Annotated in this window: 14 protein-coding genes; 4 read left to right on the plus strand and 10 right to left on the minus strand. The window is 72.0% G+C overall.

Going from position 1 to position 18,674, the window contains the following annotated elements; all coding sequences use genetic code 11:
* Nucleotides 1-107: 107 nt before the first annotated feature.
* Complete coding sequence (locus FL311_RS01630) at nucleotides 108-3,236, plus strand: cyclic nucleotide-binding domain-containing protein (protein WP_141323030.1); 3,129 nt, start codon at nucleotides 108-110, stop codon at nucleotides 3,234-3,236.
* Between the two features lie 246 nt (nucleotides 3,237-3,482).
* Here FL311_RS01630 and FL311_RS01635 read toward each other — a convergent pair whose 3' ends face one another.
* Both FL311_RS01635 and FL311_RS44880 read right to left on the minus strand, forming a co-directional pair.
* Nucleotides 3,483-5,516 carry a hypothetical protein gene (locus FL311_RS01635; protein ID WP_153882663.1) on the minus strand — a complete coding sequence of 678 codons (2,034 nt, stop codon included), beginning with the start codon at nucleotides 5,514-5,516 and terminating at the stop codon, nucleotides 3,483-3,485.
* A gap of 189 nt (nucleotides 5,517-5,705) precedes the next feature.
* Nucleotides 5,706-6,872 (minus strand): hypothetical protein, encoded by a 1,167-nt coding sequence (locus FL311_RS44880; RefSeq protein ID WP_228556620.1) that lies wholly within the window; start codon nucleotides 6,870-6,872, stop codon nucleotides 5,706-5,708.
* Between FL311_RS44880 and FL311_RS44885 the strand changes: the two genes are divergently transcribed.
* On the plus strand, nucleotides 6,829-7,281 hold the full coding sequence (locus FL311_RS44885) for a 5'-nucleotidase C-terminal domain-containing protein (RefSeq protein WP_228556621.1): 453 nt from the start codon (nucleotides 6,829-6,831) through the stop codon (nucleotides 7,279-7,281). The genes FL311_RS44880 and FL311_RS44885 overlap by 44 nt on opposite strands.
* A 116-nt stretch (nucleotides 7,282-7,397) precedes the next feature.
* On the opposite strand, the gene FL311_RS01645 is transcribed toward FL311_RS44885, so the two are convergent.
* Complete coding sequence (locus FL311_RS01645; protein ID WP_228556622.1) at nucleotides 7,398-8,849, minus strand: lipopolysaccharide assembly protein LapB; 1,452 nt, start codon at nucleotides 8,847-8,849, stop codon at nucleotides 7,398-7,400.
* A 132-nt stretch (nucleotides 8,850-8,981) separates the two neighbouring features.
* On the opposite strand from FL311_RS01645, the gene FL311_RS01650 reads away from it, so the two are divergent.
* Nucleotides 8,982-9,998 carry a stage II sporulation protein M gene (locus FL311_RS01650; RefSeq protein WP_141323032.1) on the plus strand — a complete coding sequence of 339 codons (1,017 nt, stop codon included), beginning with the start codon at nucleotides 8,982-8,984 and terminating at the stop codon, nucleotides 9,996-9,998.
* A gap of 48 nt (nucleotides 9,999-10,046) precedes the next feature.
* Nucleotides 10,047-10,478: an inorganic diphosphatase gene (locus FL311_RS01655; protein WP_342394461.1), complete on the plus strand. Its 432-nt coding sequence runs from the start codon at nucleotides 10,047-10,049 to the stop codon at nucleotides 10,476-10,478.
* Here FL311_RS01655 and FL311_RS01660 read toward each other — a convergent pair.
* The 7 genes from FL311_RS01660 to rho all read right to left on the minus strand — a co-directional run bounded on the left by FL311_RS01660 (nucleotide 10,435) and on the right by rho (nucleotide 18,427).
* Nucleotides 10,435-10,974, minus strand: a complete 540-nt coding sequence (locus tag FL311_RS01660; protein WP_141323034.1) for a GNAT family N-acetyltransferase — start codon at nucleotides 10,972-10,974, stop codon at nucleotides 10,435-10,437. The genes FL311_RS01655 and FL311_RS01660 overlap by 44 nt on opposite strands.
* Nucleotides 10,975-10,981: 7 nt before the next feature.
* Complete coding sequence (locus FL311_RS01665; protein ID WP_141323035.1) at nucleotides 10,982-12,289, minus strand: DUF58 domain-containing protein; 1,308 nt, start codon at nucleotides 12,287-12,289, stop codon at nucleotides 10,982-10,984.
* Nucleotides 12,286-13,284 carry a MoxR family ATPase gene (locus FL311_RS01670; RefSeq protein WP_046712731.1) on the minus strand — a complete coding sequence of 333 codons (999 nt, stop codon included), beginning with the start codon at nucleotides 13,282-13,284 and terminating at the stop codon, nucleotides 12,286-12,288. The genes FL311_RS01665 and FL311_RS01670 overlap by 4 nt, the downstream gene beginning before the upstream one ends.
* Nucleotides 13,281-14,564 (minus strand): DUF4350 domain-containing protein, encoded by a 1,284-nt coding sequence (locus FL311_RS01675; RefSeq protein ID WP_141323036.1) that lies wholly within the window; start codon nucleotides 14,562-14,564, stop codon nucleotides 13,281-13,283. The genes FL311_RS01670 and FL311_RS01675 overlap by 4 nt, the downstream gene beginning before the upstream one ends.
* Nucleotides 14,565-14,653: 89 nt before the next feature.
* A complete protein-coding gene (locus FL311_RS01680; protein WP_141323037.1) occupies nucleotides 14,654-16,543 on the minus strand; it encodes a DUF4129 domain-containing protein in 1,890 nt (629 codons plus the stop codon).
* Between the two features lie 3 nt (nucleotides 16,544-16,546).
* Complete coding sequence (locus FL311_RS01685) at nucleotides 16,547-16,816, minus strand: hypothetical protein (protein WP_141323038.1); 270 nt, start codon at nucleotides 16,814-16,816, stop codon at nucleotides 16,547-16,549.
* Between the two features lie 51 nt (nucleotides 16,817-16,867).
* Nucleotides 16,868-18,427 (minus strand): transcription termination factor Rho, encoded by a 1,560-nt coding sequence (gene rho, locus FL311_RS01690; protein WP_194869000.1) that lies wholly within the window; start codon nucleotides 18,425-18,427, stop codon nucleotides 16,868-16,870.
* Nucleotides 18,428-18,674: the final 247 nt, after the last annotated feature.

Genomic DNA, 18,674 nt, shown 5'->3' on the forward strand with positions numbered 1-18,674 from the left:
CTGGCCGACCCCCCGGCGAGTGCCCCGTGGGGGGCGCGGGCGGACGGGCGTCTGTGTTAATCATGGCTGTCGGGGTGGTGGGGTAGCCTCGCCGCCCCTCGCGCAACGTGCCCCCCTCCGCCACCTCATCCTGGAACCGCCGCCTCTTGCCGGCGGCCGCCTTTCAGTTCGCGCTCATCGCTGGGGTGACGCAGCTCAAGACGGCGGCCAACGCGCTGGTGTTGTCGCGTTTCGACTCGCAGGCGCTGCCCTACCTGTACCTGTTGGGCGCCCTCATCACCGCGGCGCTGACGGTGCTGCCGCGCTTCAAGCCGGGCTCGCCGTTCGAGTCGCCGGGCGTGCTGACGGGGTTGGGCGGTGTGGTGTCGATGGGGCTGGCGGTGGCGCTGTCGGTGGGCGTGAGCACGTCGGCGCTGGCGCTGTACCTGTTCGCGGACACGTTCTCGACGTTCGTGTCGTTCCGGTTCTGGGCGCGCATGGCGTCCGCCTTCGATGCGCGCGAGGCCCGGCGCGCCTTCACCGCGCTCAATGGCTTCGCCATGGGCGGCGGCATCGTCGGAGGTCTGCTGGTCCAGGGGCTGGCGGAGCGGTTGGGCACGCCGGCCATGGTGGTGAGCGGCGGGCTGGGGCTTCTGGCCGCGGGCGCCATCTTCCACCACCTGTATCGCGGTGAGCCGCCGCCTCCGCCCCGGGGGCGTCCGGCGCCCACGTCGTTCATGGCGTTCAGCTACCTGGCGGAGAGCCCCTACGCGCAGGTGCTCGCGGCGCTGGGCATCTCGTTCGCGGTGCTGTCGTCCTTCGTCGACTACCTGTTCCGCATCCGGCTGGAGGGCCAGCTCAGCGAGGACGCGCTGGCGGCGCTCTTCGGCTCGCTGCAGCTGTGGATTGGACTGTTCTGCGTCGCGTTCCAGCTGCTGTTGACGCAGCGGCTGCTCAAGCGCCTGGGGCTGCTGCGCTACGTGGCGCTGGTGCCGCTGGTGCTCGCGCCGTTGGCGGGCGCGACGCTGGTGACGCCCGACCTGTGGCCGGTGCACCTGCTGCGGCTGGTGGAGACGGCGGTGAGCTACTCCATCCTGCCGGTGGGCATCCAGCTGCTCTACGCGGCGGTGCCGGATGACCAGCGCGAGGGCCTGCGCGCGGCGGTGGATGGGCTCTTGCGCAAGAGCGGCGTGGTGGTGGCCGGTCTGCTGCTCATCGGCGCGGGGCGCGCGGCCACGGGCATGTCGATGGCGGTGGCCGTGGTGGCCATGTGCGCGGCGCTCGGGTTGCTCCTGGTGCGGCTCAAGCCCGCCTACGTCGCGGCGCTGGGTGAGCAGGTGGGCGCGCACGAGGAAGAGGAGGTCGAGCTGGAGGGGGAGGAGGAGCAGCGCCTGTTGACGGAGGCGTTGTCGGCCCCCATGCCGGACCGCGTGCTGCGCGCCGTGGATTTGATGGAGCAGGCGGAGGTGTCGCTGCGCCAGCACCTGCCGGCCCTGCTGCGACATCCGCATGAGCGCGTGCTGGAGCGGGGCGTGGCCCTGGCGCTGGAGCTGGAGGCTCGCGAGCTGGCGCCGGTGCTGGAGCGATTGGTGGAGGAGGGGCCTCGTCGGCCTCGGGACCAGGCCGTGTGGGCGCTGGCGCGGCTGTCTCCGGAGCGGGCGGAGCGGCTGTTGCCGGCGCTGCTCAACCACCCGGACGTGGGGCTGCGGTGCGCGGCCATCGGCGCCCTGGTGAAGTCGACGGGGAGCGCGGCGGCGCTGGCGTCGCTGGAGGAGCTGCTCGCGCGCGGTGAAGGGGCTCCGGTGATGGAGCGCCGTGAGGTGGCGAAGCTGCTGGGGCGGCTCCAGGACGCGCGCTTCGCGGGGCCGCTCGCCCGGTATCTGGATGATGGGGACACCACCGTGCGGCGCGTGACGCTGGCCGCGGTGGGGGAGGGCGGCTACGTGGAGCTCGCGCCCCGGCTGTTGCCCTTCCTGACGTGGCGCGAGGAGCGCAAGACGGCCCGCGAGGCGCTCATCGCGTTGGGCGACGCGGTGACGCCGCTGGTGGAGGAGCACCTCAACAACAAGAAGGCGCCGCTGGCGATGCGGCTGCAGCTGCCTCGCGTGCTGCGGGGCATCGGCACGCCCGCGGCGCTGGACGCGCTCTTGTTCTCCAACGTGCGGGATGATGCCTCGCTGCACTTCCGCATCGGCGCGCAGCTGTCGCGGCTTCGCGACGAGCACCCCGAGCATCCGGTGGACGCGGACCGCGTGCGCGAGGCGCTGGGCCGCCGGCGGGACACGTATCGGGCGCTGGTGGGGGCCTATCGCGACGTGCGCGCGGCGTTGGGAGATGGCTCGTTGCTCACCCGCGCGGTGGGCGACCGGCTGGACCAGGCGCTCGAGCTGTCGTTCTTCCTGCTGGGGTTGTTGGACTCGTCGCACCGCATGCGCGGCATCCACTACAACCTGGTGGGGCAGGATGCGCGGCGGCGGGCGCTGGCGTTGGAGTTGTTGGACAACCTGCTCTCCGAGGAGGACCGGGAGCTGGTGATGGAGCAGGTGGAGGCGCACCACCGGGAGCTGCCTCCCGGGGCATCGGGGCGGCTGTGGCGCAGGCTGGCGGCGCTGGTGCAGAGCGAGGACGTGGTGCTGCGCGCGTGCGCCCGCCACATCGCGCGGGTGAACGGGCTGGACGTGCTCCCGCAGGAGGGTGAATTGAGCGACCGCATTGTCCAACGGATGTTCGAGCTGGAGGGCGTGAGCGTCTTCTCCCAGAGCGACGTGGATGACATCGCGGCCATCGCCGCGGTGGCCCGCGAGGGCTTCTTCCGCGCCGGTGAGCGCATCTACGCGCAGGGCGACCCGGGTGACGCGCTCTACGTCATCGTCGACGGCGCCATCGACGCCTTCCACGACGGCGAGCACGTGCTGCGCTTCCAGGGCAAGCAGGCCTTCGGTGAGGTGAGCCTGCTGGACGGCGCGCCGCGTCCCACGGACATGGTGGCCGCGGTGGACACGCGGGTGCTCATCATCGACCGGCGTGACTTCCTGGACCTGCTCGCGGACCGACCCGAGCTGCTCACGGGGTTCTTCCGCGCGGTGAGCCTGCAGCTCCAGGCGCTCATCGCGCTGCCGGACTCGCGCGAGACGGGCGAGCGGCTGGAGATGACCGCGCCCGCGGCTCCCACCGCGCCGCCGCTGCCCACGGGGCCCGTGCCGGAGGGCTCGGAGCCGCCGACGACGGAGAAGCGCACCCGGGGCGGAGACGCCTGAGCGGCTCGACGTGCTCGGGTTGACTGAGGGCTTCGAGCCGACGGGTTCGTGTCGCTGCAAGCGGGGGCGGTGCCCGAGGGCTTGGGGCCGATGACGTAGACCTGCTCCCGGGGCGGCGACACCTGAGTGGCTCGCCGCGCTCCGGCCTCTCCGGGACCAGGTGCCGACTGCTTCGTGCGGCTGCCCGTGAGGGTGATGCCTGAGTGGCGGCGTCGTTCGTAGAGCCCCGTGACGAGGCGCGCGCTCTCAGGAGTCCTTGGCGGGGTGGTCCTGGTCCGGGCTGGTGGCGGTGAGCCGGCGGGTACGCTCGTGCTGGAGGATGTGCGCGGAGGCCACCGGGATGAGCGGCCGCACGAAGAACTTCAGCGGAGCGAAGGAGCCCACGAAGCGGACCAGCGACAGCCCCGCATACGCCCAGGGGTGGCGCTCCACCGAGGCGACGGGCGCGTAGACCTCGCTCGTGCGCTGGGTCCACATGGCGCCGTAGCGCTGGAGAATCCCCCACCGCAGGCCCGGCACGCGGGTGGTGAGCGTCGTCCACGCGCGCAGGAACCACGGAGGCCGCTGGCCCGCCACCTCATCCCAGGCGCGGCAGCTCTTGGCGGCGGTGAACACCATCAGCCACCACATGCCCCACAGCGAGGTGATCGCCGTGAGCAACGGGCCGCTCAGGCCCGTGCAGAACAAGGGCGAGGCGACGAAGACCGCGGCCGGGACTCCCACCGCGAACAGGAGCATCGCGCGCACCCGACGCTGGACCTTCTTGCGCAGCCACTGCACGTTCAGCCGGACGTGCGGCGTGAAGGCCTCGTCCTCCGGCTCGATGCGCGTGAGCAGGCTCGCGTCGCGCGAGATGACGTCGTGGTAGTCGCGTGAGAGCGCGATGATGACCCACTGCGCGAGCTGCATCGCCGCGAACAGGGCGATCCAGAACGGCAGGCTGAGCAACGAGAAGCCCTTGTACGAGAGGAAGGGCAGGGCGTCCTCCTCCGGCGGAGGGGGATGGACTTTCTTCCGGGGCTCGCTCGACGCGGGGGCTCCCGCGACGCCGCCGTCAGAGGGGGCCTCGGCGCCGCCCTGCTGGACCTCCGTCGTGAGCGCCTCGGCGATGAGCGCTCCCAGCGCACTCGCGAGAGACGGTCCCCCGTCGCCCTGTCCGCTCGCCGCGGCCTCGACGTCGCGAACCCGCTGCTCGAGGGCCTTGTCGCGCGCGGCCTCGGCCTCCAGGGCCTGCTTCATGGCGGCGCTCGCGGCCTTGAGGCTCTCGCGCACGTCGGGGGGCAGAGAGTCCACGTCATCCAGCATGGCCTCGGTGCTCTCCGGGGCCTTGAGGGTGTCGTCCGTGATGGCTCCTGACCCCATCGGGCGCGCGCCCGGGATGGCGGTCTCCGCGAGCCCTGCCCCCGCAAGGGCCTGGGAATCTCGCGCCGAGTTCTCGGAGGCCGGACGCTCATCCGCCGGCTCCGCCGTTGCCGCGAGCTTCTCGGGAGGTCGAGCCTTGTTCGCGGAAGCCGGACGCTCATCCGCCGGCTCCGCCGTTGCCGCGAGCTTCTCGGGAGGTCGAGCCTTGTTCTCGGAGACCGGGGGTTCGTCCGTCTTCGTGGCTTGAGGGGCCGCGTGCTTCTCGGAGGCCGGTGCCTGGCGCTCCGCTACACGGGCTTCGTCTCCTGGCTTCGCGGACTTCTCTGCCGACGCGGTCTCGGTCGTTCCAGCCGAGGACATCGAGCCAGGCTTCTTCGCGAAGTGCGTTGGCGCCACCGTCCCGGAGCCTTGCTCCTGTTCAGCGGCCGCCTCTTCGTCACCCGGCGCCGCCTGCGCTTCCGCGGGCTCATCCCCGTCGCCCTGCTCGGCGGCCTCGACCTCTGCGACGGTCGTGCCCCGTGCCGCGGAGGCCTCATCCCTGGCCTGGGTGCCCGCCGCGGCCTCCTGCTTCGCGCGCTCCCTGGCGGCGATGCGTCGTCGGCGCCGCTCGCGCAGGCGCTCCATCACCTCCGGGTCGAAGTCCTTCGCCTTGTCCTCCGCCATGGCGTGCGCGGCCGCCTGGATGACCCGGGAGACCTCCGCCTCGACGGCCGCGTCCCGCCGCTCGTCCACCGCGTTCGCCGCCTTCTTCGCCGACCCCATGCACGTCAGGGAGAGCGCCAGGGCCACCAGCGTCTGCATCATCCCCACACGCAGATACCGGGAGCGCGCGGCGGAGTCCGCCAGCAAGGCCCGCGCGATGTGGAACGGCAGGCTCATCCCATGCGCGAACTGCCTCAACCGACCCTGCTGGCCCACCCCGGAGCCGTGCTCCTGGAAGTGGGTGGCTCCCTTTTGCAGCTCTTCCCAGAAATGCTGGGTCGAGGTACGACCGGAAGGGTTCTCCCCGCTCGCCGCGTCCTGACTCTGCTCTCCTCGGCGTGAGGGTGGGGCTTCAGGGGCCGAATGATCCGACACGCCGGCCACCGTATCACGACCGGAGTTGTGCTAAACGGCGCTGCTGTGAACTCGACCCCCTGCTATCGCTTCCGTCCCTCCCGCCAGTCGCGCCTGTCTGGCGTGCTGGTCCTCGCGCTCGGCGCTCTGGCCGGCTGCGAGAAGAGCAGTCCTCCCCCCGCCGCGCCCGCGACCGAACAGCCGGACGCCGCTCCCGCGAAGCCCGCGGTGCCCAGCGAGGTCACGCTGCTGGTCACCGGCGGCACCTTCGGCCAGCTCCAGCCCGTCGAGGGCAAGGGCGGCGCCGCCGAGCTGCTCGGGCAATGGGTGAACAACGAGAAGCACTGTCCGGGCCCCGTGAAGGATGGCCAGGCCACGTGCGCGGACTCGGGCACCCTGGCGCTCGCCACCGGTGACCACTGGAACGGGCCCGCCCTGTCGTCCTTCTTCCTGGGCGCCCCCACGGCCGAGGTCATGGGCCGCATGGGCTACGCCGCCTCCGCCATGGGCAACCACGAGCTGGCGTTCGGCAAGGAGGCCTTCCTCAAGAACCGCGCCTCCGGCGGCTTTCCCTTCCTCGCCGCCAACCTGCGCGTGAAGGACCCGGCGCTCGCGGGTGACCTGTCCCTGCCCGCGTTCCAGGTCTTCGACCGCCGCGGCCTGAAGATCGGCGTGGTGGGCCTGGCCTCCGAGAAGACCGTGCGCACGGCGATGGCCGGCCGCGCCGAGGGGCTCGAGGTCACCGGTTACGAGGAGGCGCTCGCCAGCGCCGTCCCCGAGGCCCGCAAGGCCGGCGCGGACACCGTCGTCGTCGTGGCCGACACGTGCGTCACCGAGCTTCAGCCGGTGGTGGCCAAGCACCCCGAGTGGAAGCTTGCGCTCGTGGCCGGCGGCCGCTGCCCCGCGCAGGTGTACTCGAAGGAGAACGGCACCATCTTCGCGTCGCTGGACCGCGGCTTCTCCAAGTACCTGCGCGCGCACATCACCTTCGACCCGGCGAAGCCCGCGGGCGAGAAGGTCACCCAGTTCGAGGGCAAGCTCGTCGACGTGGCGGGTGGCACGCCCGACGCCGAGACCGCGCAGTTGGTCGCCAAGTGGAAGGCGCAGCTCGACGAGGTGCTGGGCCAGCAGATCGGCTTCACCAAGACGGGCATCCCCCCAGGCCTCGCCGCAGATGGCGAAGTGGGTCGCGGGCGCGGTGCGCGAGTCGCTCGGCACCGACGCGGCCATCCTCAACAAGGGTGGCATCCGCGGCGACCTGCCGGCGGGCCCGGTGACTCGCGGCAGCATCTACACGGTGATGCCGTTCGAGAACTCGCTGCTCGTCGTGAAGCTCAAGGGCGAGGACCTGGCCAAGCAGCTGGCCAACCCCAACGCGCTCATCTCCGGCTTCACCGCCGCGGGCAAGGGCAAGTTCAAGGACGCCAAGGGCAAGGCGCTGGACCCCGCGAAGGAGTACACGGTCGCCACCGTCGAATACCTGTACTTCGGCGGTGACGGCTTCGAGTTCGAGAAGCTGGCCCCCGAGCCCACCGAGACGGGCATGGCGTGGCAGACGCCCGTGGTGGACTGGACCAAGCAGCTCGACTCCAACGAGAAGAAGCCGCTGGAGAAGCAGCTGAAGTAACCCGCGCCCACGCGCGGCTTCACGAGGCGCCGGACGAGCTCCCACCTGGGCTCCTCCGGCGCTTCGTCGTTGCGGGCCCCTGGGGACGTGGCCCCGGGGGGGCCTGGGAGGCGCGGCTACTCGCCGCCGATGGGCGAGGTCGCCGAAGGCGCGGCGCCGCACACGGCCTCGTAGCGGGCCAGCGTGTCGTGCACCGTCTGGCTCAGCCGCACCGGCGTGCCCTCGTAGAGGACCTCCACCGCGAGCTGCTGCGTGGCGAGCGCCTCCTGGCACCGGCCGAGCTGGAAGAGGATGGTGGAGTACGTGTCCAGCACGCTCGCGTTCCCAGGCGCCAGGGCGAGGGCCCGCTGCGCCGCCGCCAGTCCCCGCTCGGGCTGGGCCGTGCGCGCGTAGTAGCGGGCGAGCCCCTCCTGCGCGGCGACGTTGTCGGGAATCAACTCCACCGCGCGCAGCCTCGCGGCCTCCTGTTCCTCCGTCGCGTAGCCCGCGGCATCCAGCGCCTGGGCGAGCGCGTCCCAGGCCCTGCCGCTCTCGGGCCTGCGGCCCACCAGCTCCCTCGCGAGCTCCAGCTGCTCCTCCGGCTCGGCCGTGTTGCGGATGCGCAGCAGGGCCACGGTGAGGTTGCCCGGGTCCTCCTTCAGCGCCTGGGCCATCTCGAACTCGGCCTTCTCCAGCCGCTCCTCGGGGGTGGCGCCTCCCGGCGTCATCAGGAAGAGGCGCGCGCGGATGGCGTGCACCTCCGCGGGCTCCAGGGGCCGGATGTCGATGTCCCCGGAGACGGGCAGCAGCGGCGCGGTGATGGTCGGGGAGCGCATGGGCACCGTGCCCAGGGCGTAGGCGTGGACCTGTCCGGCCAGGTCCTTCACGCCGTGGAACGCCGCATCCCAGGCGACGCGCGGGTCCTCCCCGCCCATCAGCCGCTTCTGGAAGCGCTCGAAGCGCTCGGCGTGCTGGCTGATGAAGAAGTGCACCCAGAGCCACGCGGACACGTAGTACTGCTGGGACTCGGCGCTGCTCATCGGCCCGCGGCGGTCCCACTCCCACAGCTCGTCCAGCGTGCGCCAGCCCTGGCGCCGGGCGATGTCCAGGAAGGGGCCGTGCTTCGCCCCCAGCACCACCTCCTGCTTCTCCGGCTTGAGGGTGATGGTCTCCAGATAGGTGGCCAGCCCCTCCGACAGCCAGCGGGGCTGACGCACCAGCGCGAACTGGGAGAGGTAGTGCGTCAGCTCGTGGGCCTGCGTGGAGATGTCCGCGCCCTCCTCGCTGAGCGCGTAGCTGTGGCCCGCCATCACCAGCACGGGGCCCTCGGCCATCGTCGCGGAGAAGCCCTCGATGCTGACCTGGGTGAACTCGGAGAGCTCCCGGCGGTTGCGCAGGACGATGACCTCCACCGTGCCCGGCGGGTCGAAGCTGCCGCCCCAGGCCTGCAGCAGGCCCTGGCGCATCAGCTCCAGCTCCCGCGCGGCCTCGGCGGACGTCTCCACGTCCAGGTTCGTGCGGACGGTGAAGTGCGGGCTCTTCACCTCGACCCAGGGGCGGCCGCCCTCGAGGGGGCACAGTGCTCGCATGGAGCTGCACCCCGTCACACAGGCCAGAAGGCACCCCAGCAACGCCAGCCGACACGTCATGTTCCTGTTTTCCCACAACTGACGCCCGTAGGGCAGGGTGGGCATCCCTCCCCGCTGGGCTAGAGTGTCGTCATGGAGATGGCGGAGTTCATCGCGTCGCGTCGGCCTCGCTGGGAGAAGCTCGAACGGCTGCTGGACCAGTCGGAGACCCGGGGCCTCAGGGGCCTGAGCCTGGAGGACGCGCGGACGCTGGGGAAGCTCTACCGCGCCGTGTCGAGCGACCTGCTCTGGGTCCGGGCGCGCAGCGGCTCGGCGGACGTGAGCGCGTACCTCAATGATTTGGTGGGCCGGGCCTATGCGCTGACGTACCCGGGGCGGCGTCCCCGGTTCGCGGACGTGTGGGGCTTCGTGGCCCGGGGCTTCCCGGCGCTCTTCCACCGGGAGGTGCGCATGTACCTCGCCGCGGTGCTGCTGTTCCTCGCGGGCGGGGGCTTCGGCTACCTGGGGATGCTGGTGGACCCGGAGGCGGCGCACTACCTGGTGCCCGCCGAGCACCTGGACCTGGACCCCGTCCAGCGCGCCGCCGACGAGGCGAAGGGCGAGGGGATGACGGCCGACCAGCAGGCCCATTTCTCGTCGTACCTCTTCACGCACAACATCCAGGTGGCCTTCCTGGCCTTCGCCCTGGGCGTGACGCTGGGGTTGGGCACGGCCATCATGCTGTTCGTCAATGGACTGTTCCTGGGGGCGCTGGCGCAGGTGTACGCGGCGAAGGGCATGGCCGGCTGGTTCTGGGCGTGGATCCTCCCGCACGGCATCCCCGAGGTGACGGCCATCTGCATCGCGGGCGCGGCGGGGCTCGTCATCGCGCGCGGGCTGGTGGCCCCCAAGGGCCTCACCCGGGGACAGGCGCTGCGCCTGGAGGCGGTGACGGCGGTGAAGCTGCTGTTCGGGACGCTCGCGCTGTTCGTGCTCGCGGGCTTCATCGAGGGCACCGTGTCGCAAATCCATCCGCCCAAGCTGTCGGTGGCCTTCAAGGTGACGTTCGCCCTGGTGGTGGGCTCGGGCGTCTATGCGTACCTGTTCTCGGACTGGCTGCGAGACGCCCACCCGGCCGGGTCAGGCCCGGACGCTCCCCCGGCGGCCTGACGGGCATCGTGGGCGTCGGGGCCGTGCTAGACGGGGCGGGTGCTGCTCCTGCCCCCGCTGCCGCCCCTGCCCGAGGTCCTCATCGAGTGTCCCCGCTTCTCGTTCGTGAAGCGGCGCGCGGATGGCTCGGTGGACTTCGTGTCGCCGGTGCCGTGTCCGTACAACTACGGCAGCATCCCGGGGCTCGTGGCGGATGATGGAGACCCGCTCGACGCGGTGGTGCTGGGCGCGCGGCTCGCCCGCGGGCAGCGGGTGCGGCTACCGGTGGTGGGCGTGCTCGGCTTCGTCGACTCAGGCAAGGGCGACCCGAAGGTGATTCTCGGCGCGGCGCCGATGAGCGCCGCCGAGCGCGCGGGACTGGAGTCCTTCTTCCGCGTCTACGCGCTCTTCAAGCGGGGGCTGCACCTGGTGCGCGGCAACGACACCGACACCCGCTTCACGGGGTGGCTGCCGGTGCCGTCAGTGTCTTCCGCATCCTGAGGACGCGGTAGCTCAGCTCGCCCAGCGCCATCGGCCCCACCCACGTCTCTGGCTGGAAGCCCTCGCGCGTCCAGAAGCGCAGCGCCGCCGGGTTGGGCTCGGCCACGCCCACGCGCAGCACGTGCTGGCCCGACGCGCGCAGCCAGTCCTCGTAGCCCGCGAGCAGCCCCGCGCCGAGTCCGCGTCCCCGTGTCCCAGGCTCCAGCAACAGCAGGCCGAGGTACGCCTCGCGTCGCGTCGGGAAGTCCCGGAGCCCCTCGAAGATGCCCACCCACGCGCCCGTCGAATCCACGAGGGCGAGCAGGTGTCCCTGCTCGGGCGTCACGCCAGGAGGACGCTCCAGGGTGAGTCGCCGGGCCTCGTCCGCACGCGCGGGGCGGCCGTAGCACAGACGGAAGAAGTCCTCGCAGCGCTCCAGCAGGGGCTGGAAGCGCTCGGCCTCGGCGTCGTCGATGCGGTGCGCGGCGACGTCGCCGGATTGAAAGAGCGGATGCATGGCGGGGTTAGAGGACGCCCCGGGCCTTGATGTCGAGGTAGCGGTTGACGGCCGCGAGGCTCAGGTCATCCGGCTGCACATCGAGCATCTGCACGCCGCCCTGGCTCACCCGCGCCTTGAGCACCTCACGGTCCGCGAGCAGCTCCGAGGCCACGGCGTGCTGGAACGCCTCCTCCGGACCCGGCGGCGGCGTGCGCAGGAGCTTCTGCAGCGCGGTGTCCTTGACCGACAGGCACAGGGGCACGTGCCGCCGCGCGAGCCGGTGGAGCGGGGCCATCATGGTGGACGCCTGCTCCTCGTCGAGGAAGTCCGTGAAGACACACAGCAGGCTGCGCCGGGTGAGGCGGACGTTCAGCTCCTTGAAGAGGGCCAGGTAGTCCACGTACGTGAGGCTGGGCGTCGTGGAGTAGAGCGCGTCCACCATCTTCCGATACTGCGTGCGGCCCGCGGCGGGAGGCAGGTACGTCTTCACGCCGTCCGCGAAGACGGCGAGCCCCACCCGGTCTCCGTTGCGCACGGCGACGAAGGCCAGGAAGAGCGCGGCGTTCACCGCGTGGTCCAGCTTGGTGAGCCCGTCCACCTGCGCGGCCATGGAGCGGCCCGCGTCCACGCAGATGAGGATGGACTGTGAGCGCTCCGACTCCAGCACCCGCGTCACCGGCCGTCCGCGACGGGCCGTGGCCTTCCAGTCCACGTCGCGCGCGCTGTCTCCCTGCGCGTAGTCGCGCAGTCGCGCGAACTCACTGCCGCGTCCGTCGCGGCGCAGCTGCCTGAGGCCCAGGTTCACCAGGTCCAGCGCGGCGCCGGACAAGAGCAGGCGGCTGGCGCCTCGCAGGTCCGGGTACACGGAGATGGTCTGCGTGGTGGGGAACACGCGCTCGTGGAGGACGAGCCCCAGCGGGCCCGACACCCGCGCGGTCACCTCCGTGAAGTCGAAGCGGCCGCGCCGGGCGGGCGTCACCCGGTACACCCAGCGCGTCTCGCTGTCCGGGGGCAGCTCCAGCGTGGCCTCGTCGGGCACGGCGGTGAATGACTCCGGCACGCCGTCCTTGACGCGCACCCGCGCCATCCGGCCGCCCCGGTGCACCAGCCGCAGCTCCACCTTGTTGGGCACGCCCACGTTGAGCCGCTGCGGCAACACGCGCCGGACCTCCAGCCGCACCGCGCGCGCCCACAGGAAGTCCAGCACGGCGAGCGCCAGGGCCAGCGCGTCCAACGCCAGCACGGCGCCGCCCAGGCCCGGGAAGAACCCCGCGGCCATCATGGGCACGGCCAGCAGCGCGAACAGCGCCCAGAGGCGCCCGGTGGGAATCACCGGGGGACCTCCACCGCCTGCACCACCTCGCGCAGCACGTCCGACGGTGTGGCTCCGTCCAGCTCCGCGTCCGGCGACAGCAGCAGCCGGTGCTTCAGCACGGGGCCCGCGAGGAAGCGCACGTCGTCCGGCGTGACGAAGTTGCGCCCGCGCAGCGCGGCCAGCGCCTTGGACGCGAGCAAGAGGTGCACGCCCGCGCGAGGGCCCGCGCCCAGGCGGATGCGACTGGAGGTCCGCGTCGCCGCCACCAGCTTGCGGATGTAGCCCAGCACCGGCGGCTCCACGTTGACCTCGTTGAGCGCGGCGCGCGCGCCCAGGAGGCCCTCCTTCGTCACCGCCGGACGCACTCCCGCGCGCGCCAGGTCGCCGGCGTCGAAGCCGCGGTGCACGGAGGCGAGGATGGCGTCCTCCTCCTCGGGCGCGGGGTAGCCCACGTCGATCTTCAGCAGGAAGCGGTCCAGCTGCGCCTCGGGCAGCGGGTACGTGCCCTCCGACTCCACCGGGTTCTGCGTGGCGAACACCGTGAAGAGGGGAGACAGCGGCAGGTTTCGGCCCTCGAGCGAGACGCCGCGCTCCTGCATGGCCTCCAGCAGCGCGGACTGCGTCTTGGCCGGGGCGCGGTTGATTTCGTCCGCCAGCAGCAGGTCCGTGAAGATGGGGCCCTTCACGAGCACGAAGCCCTGGGACTTCAAGTCGAACACGCTGGTGCCCAGGATGTCGGCGGGCATCAGGTCCGGGGTGAACTGGATGCGCTTGAAGTCGGAGCCGATGCTGCGCGCGAGCGCCTTGGCCATCAGCGTCTTGGCCACGCCGGGCACGCCCTCCAGCAGCACGTGGCCGCCGGCGATGAGGCCGCAGAGCATCAGCTCCAGCACCTCGTCCTGGCCCACCACGGCCTTGCGCACCTCGCGCAGCACGCCCTCGCGGATGGCATGGGCGGCCTGCACGGCGGAGCCGGTCTGGACGAGCGGGGAGGCGGGGTCGTTCGCGTTCATGGGGTACCGGAAGTGCTGCGCCGGCCCTGGCCGGCGGGGTGGAGACCTTGCCGCAGCGTGGCCGCTCGCGCGGTGAGCTGCTGGAGGTCGGAGTCGTTGTTCACCGTGTCGGCCCGGCCGACCACTTCGCGCAGGCCTCGCGCGAGGTCCTCCCGGCCGCGCTCCTGCAGCGCCTCCGAGACGGCCTTGGGCGCCGCGTGCGCGGGCAGGCCCGCGTGCAGCGCGAACTCCTGGGTGAGCCCTCGGGCGACCAGCTTCGCCGCGAAGCCGTGGTGGCGTCCCTCGCGGTACAGCCGCGCCATGGCGAACAGGGCATCGGTGGCGCCCACGCGCACGGACTCGGGCGGGGGGCGGGGACGGCCGAAGCGCTTGAGCGCCACGGACCACAGCGCCACGCCCGCGAGCAGCTGGAGCACCGCGAAGTGCAGGCCGTAGCGGCGCGCGAAGTCGACGACGGAGCGCTCGTTGGTGAAGCCGTGGTGGAACTCGTCGAACTCGTACGGGCCGGGGCCCAGCGCCGCCAGGGAGGAGAGCCAGAACTGCGCGTTGTCCGCGCGGGACAGCGCCACGTTCATCGCCAGCTCCGGTGCGCCCAGCACCAGCACCCGGCCCTGGCCGTGCGGCACCACCGCCGCCACCATGCGGCCCAGGCGCTCGTCCTCGAGGACGGGCACCGCGGTGGCCGGCAGCTCCAGGTACGCCTGCACCTTCACCTCCACCCGCTCCACGCCGAGCGTGTAGGGGGAGGGGAAGGGGGGCACCAGCGTGCGCATGGGCAGCGTCGTGTCGGCCTTGATGAGCTTCACGCTCAAGGCGTCGAGCAGCGGGTTCTCCCGCGAGCCCCAGGGGACGTAGACGGCGGAGCCGCCCGCGGACACGTGCGTGAGCAGCTCCGTCACCTCGCGGTCGTCGAGCGCGCTGGCGCGGAAGGTGTTGAAGCCCGTGCGTGGCACGTCCTCGTCGCCCAGGCCCGCGTCCGGCTCGGCGGCGAGCTGCGTCTGCTCCAGGTCATCCTCGCGAGAGCCCTGCACCTCCACCGCGAGCAGCACCGGCGTCGTGGCGCCCGTCGTGCCGATGCGCAGGTCCGCCATGCGGCGAGTCACCGGCAGGCCGCTCTCCTCCGCCAGGAGGTACAGCGCGCGCGCGCCGTCCTCCTGCGCGCGGTAGGTGGACAGCGTGTCGGCGAACTCGCCACGACGCGCGCTCGAGATGAGCAGCGAGCCGAGCACCACGGTGAGCACCAGACCGCCCACCGCGAGCAAGGGGAGGCGGTCACGCACCGGCCGCCTCCTTGCGAGGGAGCGCGGTGCGCATCGGCGTACTGACCACGGCGAGCACCCCATGGCCCACCATCAGCTCGAGGAGGCGGTCACGCACCGGAGGCCTCCTGGGGCGTGGGGGCGGCGAGCATCGGCGCGCTGAGGGCGCGGAACTCCTGGTAGCCGCTGCTGCCCACCGGCGTGTTGCCGTACCACGCGAAGTCGAAGCGCAGCGTCAGCTCCCGGAAGCGGGGCTTCCACTCCATGCGCCCCTTGAACTGGCTCAGGTAGTCCCAGTTGGACAGCGTCACGTCGTAGAGGATCGCCCCGTCGCGGTGCAGTCGGGACAGCAGTGCCAGGTAGAGGCTGCGCACCGCCTCGCGATACTCGCCCTTCGCGGCCAGCTCGTCCGCGAGCTGCGCCCAGCCCTCCGGCGGACGTGACAGCGCATGGCCCGCGTCCCCCGCGAGCGTCGAGGCGTCCAGGGTGGACACCTCCAGCCCCTCGCCCGCCTTGCGGCGCACGTTCTTTTTCAGCGCGCTCCAGAGCACATACAGCAGCACCGCCACCGTCAGCGTCGCGATGACCACCACCAGCGTGTTGGCCACGGCGCCACCGGACACGACGGGTGGCGTGAAGTTCCGCGTGGGCGGCGCCTCGTCCCGCTCGAAGAGCTTCTTGAGGAACTCCCCCAGCCAGGTCGTGAAGCGGCGCCACCAGCCGGGAGGCTGGGTCGGCTCCGGAGGCTCCTCGGCGGCCTTCTCCACCGGAGGCGCCACCGCGAACTCCGGCCGCGCCAGGATGTCCCGCGCCCGCGCCGAGGCCTGTCGCGCATCCACCGCCGCCTGCGCCTGCACCGTCCGCGAGCCCTGCTCCAGCCCCTGCTCCAGCGTGCCGAGCGCCGAGTCACAGTCCTCGTCGTCGTAGGCCTGCCGCTCCACCGCGCGCACCAGCCGGTCCAGCTTGCCGCGCTCACCCGTCCCCAGCGCGCCCAGCTTCTCGAAGCGCGCGTCCTCCTCCGGACCCGCCCCCTCGCACACCGCGGCCACCTGGCCCAGCCGACGCACGGCCTCGCGGCTCGACGTCACGGGCGCGCGAGGCTCATCCTCCTGCGCTCGTGCCGGCGTGCCCGTCAGCAGCCCCAGCCCCAACAACACCGCGAGCATCGCCGCGCTCCGCTGTCCCAGGGGCTTGCCCGTGGAGCGCGGGGGCAGTTGCTGCGCCGCGGCCAGCAGGTCCAACCCCTCCTGTCGCACGCGCCCGTCGACGAGCAGCAGCGTGGCCGCCGCGGCGCGCACGGGCTCGAAGAGCGTGAAGGTGAGGGCGGCCAGGAACAGCAGCCACGGCATGTTGTCCAGCGAGGCGTAACGCTCCGCGAACGTCAGGTCCACGCCCAACAGCTTGCGCGCCATCATGAGCAGGAAGTTCAGGCCGATGTGCAGGTTGAAGAACACCAGCACCTGCACGGACATGAGGAAGCGCACCTTCAGCGCCGTGCCTCGCGCCGGGCCCAGGAGCCGCGAGCACTGCCCGTACAGCCGCAGCACCGAGCCGCGCCCCTCCATCACCGCCGCGTAGCCCACGCTCTGCGCCGACACGATGAAGAACGCGATGCCCAGCGTCAGGTTGAACAGCAACCAGTTGAAGACGAAGAGGTACGCCACCGCGACGAAGACCGAGGGCAGCCTCGCCAGCACCGCCTTCAGCGAGGCCCACGTGGTGGGCTCCGCCGGGCCCAGCAACACCGCCTGCACATGGTGCGCGGCCGCGCTCTGGCCCACACCCCGCGCGAACCACGCCAGGGTGAACGCCAGCGACGGCAGCACCAGCGAGTGCCCCATCCGCGCCGCCTCCGCCAGGTACAGCACGGACGCGATGACGGCGGCGCCCCCCGGCAGCGTGAGGGCCCAGACGCCCGTGCTCCGGGCGCACAGGCGCAGCGCCGCGTCCATCACCGCGATGGCGTTCCGGGGCCGCAACTCGAGCGCGGAGACGGCCATGGCTCAGCCCATCACCAGGTGGAGCGTCATGTAGACCGCCCCCCAGACGAGGCCCAGGCCCGCCACGGCGAGCAGGCCGCTGCCGACCGTCCACTCGCGCCGCTCGGCGGGGCCCTCGAGCGCCTGGAGGCGTCGCCCCAGGCAGCTCGCGCAGCGGTTGATGCCCTCGAACTGCGTGGTGCACTCCCGGCAGATGACCCGCCGGCACTCCACGCAGACACCGAGGCCGGCGCGCTCCGGGTGGTAGTGGCAGCGGCCCGAGCCCTGAATCATGCCGCCACCTTAAGCAGAGCCGGGCCCGCCACACCACCCCCAGCGCGCCCCTCAGAGCTCGTCGAGGAACTCGTCGTTGTAGGTGTAGCGCGACAGCCGCTTCACCAGGGCCTCCATCGCCTCCACGGGCTTCACCGCGAAGAGCATCTGCCGCAGCTTCTTCACCTTCTCGTACTCGCGCTGGGTGAAGAGCTTCTCCTCCTTGCGCGTGCCGGACTGGGCGATGTTGACCGCGGGGAAGACGCGCTTCTCGGCGAGCAGGCGGTCCAGGGTGACCTCGGAGTTACCCGTGCCCTTGAACTCCTCGAAGATGACCTCGTCCATGCGGCTGCCGGTGTCGATGAGCGCCGTGCCGATGATGGTGAGCGAGCCCGCCTCCTCGGTCGCCCGCGCGGCGCCGAAGATGCGCTTGGGGCGCTCCAGCGCGCGGCTGTCCACGCCGCCGGACATGGTGCGGCCGGAGTTGTCGACCTCCTTGTTGAAGGCGCGCGCCAGCCGTGTAATCGAGTCCAGCAGGATGACCACGTCCTTGCCCGTCTCCACCAGGCGCCGGGCGCGCTCCAGCGCCAGCTCCGCCACCTTGAGGTGGTCCCCGGTGGGCCGGTCCGAGCTGGACGCGAGCACCTCCGCCTTGATGCTGCGGCGCATGTCCGTCACTTCCTCGGGCCGCTCGTCGATGAGCACCACCATGACGTGCGCCTCCGGGTGGTTGGAGATGACCGCCTGGGCGATGCGCTGGAGCATGATGGTCTTGCCCGTCTTCGGGGGCGCGACGATGAGCGCGCGCTGCCCCTTGCCGATGGGCGAGATGAGGTCCAGCACCCGGGTCACCATCTCCTTGTGACCGTTCTCCAGCTTGAGCCGCTCGGTGGGGTCCACCGACGTCAGGTCCGCGAAGTGCGGCAGCCGGGGCACGCCCTCCAGCGGACGGCCATCCACGGTGTCGACCTTCTGGATGATGCCCTTGTGGCCGCGCATCTGCGCGAACGCCGTCAGGTACTGGCCCTGACGCAGCCGCAGCTTCTGCACCAGGTTCTTGGGCAGCTCCGGGTCGTCCGGCGCCGCCAGCAGGTTGCGCTTGAGCTGGCGCAGGAACGCGTTGGGGCCCTTGACCTCCGTGTCCAGCACGCCCTCCACCGGCGCCAGGTTGGACTGCTGCTGCGCCTGGCCCTGGCCGCCGTGGTGCTGGCGCTGATGCTGCTGGCCGCCGCCGTGGCCCTGATGCTGCTGCTGTTGCTGGGGCTGCTGCTGGCCCTGCTGTTGCTGCTGCGCCTGGCGCTGCTTGTACTGCTCCAGCTCCTGCGGCGTCAGGAAGACCTGGACCTGCTGGCCGTCCGGGCCCGCCGTCATGCGGTACGCCTGACCCTCCGGCGTGAAGAGCACCTGCGCGCCACGACGGCGACGGCGCCGACGGCGGCGGCGTCCCCCGGGCTGACCGGGCTGGCCGGGCTGGCCGCCCGACGCGGAGGCGCCTCCGCCTTCGCCCTCGTCGCCACCCTCGTCGTCGCCTTCGTCGCCGTCGTCTTCCGCCTCGGGAGGAGGCACGGGACGGGCAGCCGCGGGCGGCGGGGTGGCATCACGGGGGTCGCGGTTATCGGAGTTTTCGCTCATGAGGTTTCCAGACCGTGTGCGCCCCTCACGGGCCATCCCGAGGGGAGGGCGGGGGGACGCAGGGTGACTCAGGCTGTGGGACAGGAAGCCGGGCGCGGGGCCTTCGAGATACGCGAAAGGCCGAACCGCCGGTCCCTGGAACACCCTGGTGGCCCAAGGCCGACCGGGGTGCGGAGACAACACTAACAGAGGAGCCTCGCGGCGCTCCCGGTTTTTTCAGCCGGTGTTGGCGGGCCGACCCCGCGGC

This window comes from Myxococcus sp. AB025B, assembly GCF_006518215.1.
Taxonomy (GTDB): domain Bacteria; phylum Myxococcota; class Myxococcia; order Myxococcales; family Myxococcaceae; genus Myxococcus; species Myxococcus fulvus.